We start from the raw sequence: 3,401 nt of genomic DNA, 5'->3' as shown, positions 1-3,401 counted from the left end.
ACCCCGGTCAGCGCCTCGCCGAGCCGCGCCTGCTCAAGCGCCTCGGGGCGCAGTGCGTGCACCGACCGGCGCGCCTCGGTGAGGCTCTCCCTGGCGAGCGTCACGGCCGCGTCGAAGTGCCTGCGCCGCTCCGGCGGGTCCTGGCTGGCCTGCTCGGCCGCCTGCAGCTGGGTGATGATCCCGGTCAGGCCCTGCGCGAGCGTGTCGTGGATCTCCCTGGCCATGCGCTGCCGCTCGTCGAGGACCCCGGCCTCGCGGGCCTGGGCCAGCAGCTGCCGGTGCAGGCCGGTGTTCTCCGCGAGGGTCGCCTCGAGCCTGCTGTTGGTCTCGGCCAGCTCGTCGAATAGCTGGCTGCGCAGCAGGCCCTGCCGGTGGCTGACCCAGTTGAACCAGGTGAACGCGCAGCCGAGGATCACGTTGACGAGGATGGCGCCGGCCAGCAGCAGCGCCCTGGCCGGATCGAACGGCCCGTACAGGCCGAGGCCCTGGGAGATGCCCGCGAGGCAGGCGACGACGCCGATGCCGACGATCCGCCAGCGCCAGGACCCGACCAGCCGGTAGACGTAGTAGTACCCGGTGAAGGTGTAGAACCCGAGCCACGAGTACCCGAACACCATCACGGTCATGATCGCGAGCAGCACCACCACGAACACGGCCATCCGCCGGGGCCGCTCCCGCCACGCGGGACGGAGCGTGTACATGCCCAGCGTCCACGCCGCGGCGAGCCCGCACAGCAGCAGCGGGACGAGCGGCGATCCGGTCTCCGCATGGTCCTCGTAGAGGACCACCGTCAGGACCGCGGAGAACGCCAGCATCACCCACGGCACCACGTCGATCACGGCGCGCGCGAAGTCCAGGTTCCCGTCCCAGGGATCGGGATAGGAGCGAGTCCCTGAACCGCTCATCGGCGTCCTCCATTCATGCGGCGTGCCGGATCTAGTATCACTCCCAGCGGAACAGCCTGGCCGCCGCCAGCCCGAATACCACCGCGTACGCCGCCATGGTGCCGAGCGCCAGCGCGGGCGGCCAGTGCCCGAGGGCTGCCGCCTGGAACGACTCCCAGGCCGCGCCGAGCGGCGTCGCGTGGCTGATGTGCTGCAGCACCGCCGGCATCGACGGGATCGGCAGCCACAGCCCGGAGAAGAACATCAGCGGGAAGAACAGGATGTTCCCGATGGCAGCGGCGACCCGGGGGTTCGCCGCGACCGCGGCGATGAACAGGCCGAGGGATAGCGTGCAGGCCGCGGTGAGCAGCGCGACGACCACCCAGATGCCGGGCGCCAGCGGGAACGGGACGGCGAACGCCAGCCTGCCGAGCACGAGGATCGCGGCGACCATGACGACCCCGGCGCCGACGGTGACAGCCAGCTGGGCGGCCAGGACGCGCCACGCGCCGGCGGGCGTGGTCTGCAGCCGGCGCAGGATCCGCTGCTCCCGGTAGGTGGCCAGCGTGACCGGCAGCGAGAAGAACGAGAGCAGCGCCAGCATCGTCAAGATGATGATAGGCACGTACGTCTCGAGCACCGTGAGGCCCTGGTAGCCGGGATGCGTCTGCTTGAACGACGGGATAAGGCCGAAGATGACCAGCAGCAGCAGCGGGAACGCGATGACCCAGAAGACCAGCATCGGCTCGCGCAGGAACAACTTGAGCTCGGTGACCGTGAGCCGGGCCAGCGCGGAGCGCGGCCGGGCGGCGGCGGCCGGAACGCTAGGGGTTTCGATCGCGACGGTCATGGCTTACGCCTCCTCAGCGTGGTTGCCGGTCAGTTCGAGGAACGCGTCCTCCAGGTTCGCCTGGTCCACGCGGAGCTGCTGGGCCACGATCTGGTTGCGGGCCAGCATGGAGATGACCCCGTTCAGCACGTCGCCGGTGCCGCTGACCACGACGACATCGCCCCTGCGGATGACGTCGGTGACCCCTGGCACGCTGGTCAGCATGACGTCGCTGACCGGGGCGGACGGGCGGAACTGGATCCGCTGCGCGATCTCGACCCGCTGGGCGAGTCCGGCGGGCGTGTCCTGCACCACGACGCGGCCCTTGTCGATCAGCGCCACTCGGTCACAGAGCCGTTCGGCCTCCTCCATGAAGTGGCTGACGAGCACGATCGTGACCCCGCGGTCCCTGATGCTCTCGATCAGGTCCCAGGTGTCGCGCCTGGCCTGCGGGTCAAGACCGGTGGTCAGCTCGTCGAGCACCGCGATCCGCGGGCTGCCGACCAGCGCCAGCGCGATCGACAGCCGCTGCTTCTGGCCGCCGGACAGCTTCCTGAACGGCGTGTCGCTCTTGCCGGCGAGCCCGAGCGCCTCCAGCAGCGACCGCCAGTCGGCCGGTGCCCGGTAGAAGGAGCTGTACAGGTCGAGGGCCTCGGCCACCCGCAGCTTGGCCGGCAGCTGGCTCTCCTGGAGCTGCGCCCCGAGCAGCTGCGTCAGCTCGGCGCGGTCCCGCAACGGGTCGAGCCCCAGCACCCGCAGCTCGCCGCGGTCCGGCTTGCGCAGCCCCTCCACGCATTCGACGGTGGTGGTCTTGCCCGCGCCGTTCGGGCCGAGGATCCCGAAGATCTCACCCTCGGACACGGTGAAGGACACGTCGTCCACGGCGACCGTGTCCCCGTACTCCTTGTGCAGCCCGCGCACTTCGATAACCGTTGTCATGCCTCCAGCGTCGCCGCGGGGACCCGCGTCGCGCATCGTCCCGGCGGCCACACCTCGCGCCCCGCAGGCGGACCGGCCCGGTCATCCGTCCGGCCGGCCCGATCAACCGATCGGCTAGCCGGCTTCCCTCGCGGACTGGGCGAGCTGGAGAAGCTGCAGCAGGGCGTCGCACCAGCGGTCGCCGGCGGGCCGCGTGTCGAAGCGGCCGAGGCACTCGTTGGCCGCGTCGAGGACCGCGGTGAAGATGGCGTCGTCGGCCGCGAACTCGGCCGGGTCGGGCATCGCGCCTGGCGCGGCGCGGGCGAGCACGTCGCGGTGCCGGTCGAGAATGCCGGCCGCCCGCCGGGCCATGGCGAGTCCGAGGGCCTCGGCCATCAGTCCCCGCTGCGTGGCGGCACCGCCCCAGTCGCCCATGTCCAGTCCCCTTCGCCGCATCTGCTCCGCGGCCCGGGCACAGCCGGAACCGCCTGGCACCATGATGCCGGGGGGTAGTGACATTCCTACGGAGAGTGAGACGGCGTCAGCGGGAGACGTGCCTTCCCGGGCGGCACGCGGACCAGATCGCCTCGCGGCCGGGCAGCTTCACGCGCTCGCCGCGGCCGAGGGACTGGGCGAGCTCGGCTTCCGCGGTCTCGATGCGCAGCCATTCGGCGTAGGAGACGGGCTGCACGCCGCGTTCCGCGAGCACCCCGGCCAGCGGCGAGTCCCCGTCCGCCCCGGACAGCGGGCTGTCCGGCGTGGGCGTCGGG

At 71.6% G+C, this 3,401-nt stretch carries 4 protein-coding genes and 1 pseudogene; all 5 read right to left on the bottom strand.

The annotated features are described in order from the left end of the window. Positions 1 to 905, bottom strand: a 905-nt coding sequence (locus tag WA805_RS26020; protein ID WP_425241214.1) for a sensor histidine kinase, incomplete at its 3' end; no start/stop codon positions are given. 37 nt (positions 906 to 942) lie between these two features. Further along, positions 943 to 1,734 (bottom strand): ABC transporter permease, encoded by a 792-nt coding sequence (locus WA805_RS26015; protein WP_425243667.1) that lies wholly within the window; start codon positions 1,732 to 1,734, stop codon positions 943 to 945. A 3-nt stretch (positions 1,735 to 1,737) separates the two neighbouring features. Further along, positions 1,738 to 2,652: an ABC transporter ATP-binding protein gene (locus WA805_RS26010; protein WP_422289952.1), complete on the bottom strand. Its 915-nt coding sequence runs from the start codon at positions 2,650 to 2,652 to the stop codon at positions 1,738 to 1,740. A gap of 114 nt (positions 2,653 to 2,766) precedes the next feature. Next, positions 2,767 to 3,150 carry a hypothetical protein gene (locus tag WA805_RS26005; RefSeq protein ID WP_425243666.1) on the bottom strand — a complete coding sequence of 128 codons (384 nt, stop codon included), beginning with the start codon at positions 3,148 to 3,150 and terminating at the stop codon, positions 2,767 to 2,769. A 22-nt stretch (positions 3,151 to 3,172) separates the two neighbouring features. Beyond that, positions 3,173 to 3,401: pseudogene (locus tag WA805_RS26000) on the bottom strand (hypothetical protein); the annotation flags it as partial.

The sequence above is a fragment of the Trebonia sp. genome, from assembly GCF_049794275.1.
GTDB lineage: Bacteria > Actinomycetota > Actinomycetes > Streptosporangiales > Streptosporangiaceae > Trebonia.
Note: the sequence above shows the minus strand (reverse complement) of the source record. Positions and strands in the feature narration are given on the sequence as shown.

What these genes read in the sequence shown, in the direction of transcription:
- WA805_RS26015 (WP_425243667.1), bottom strand. Translation starts at nt 1,734, where the DNA reads ATGACCGTCGCGATCGAAACCCCTAGCGTTCCGGCCGCCGCCGCCCGG.
- WA805_RS26010 (WP_422289952.1), bottom strand. Translation starts at nt 2,652, where the DNA reads ATGACAACGGTTATCGAAGTGCGCGGGCTGCACAAGGAGTACGGGGAC.
- WA805_RS26005 (WP_425243666.1), bottom strand. Translation starts at nt 3,150, where the DNA reads ATGTCACTACCCCCCGGCATCATGGTGCCAGGCGGTTCCGGCTGTGCC.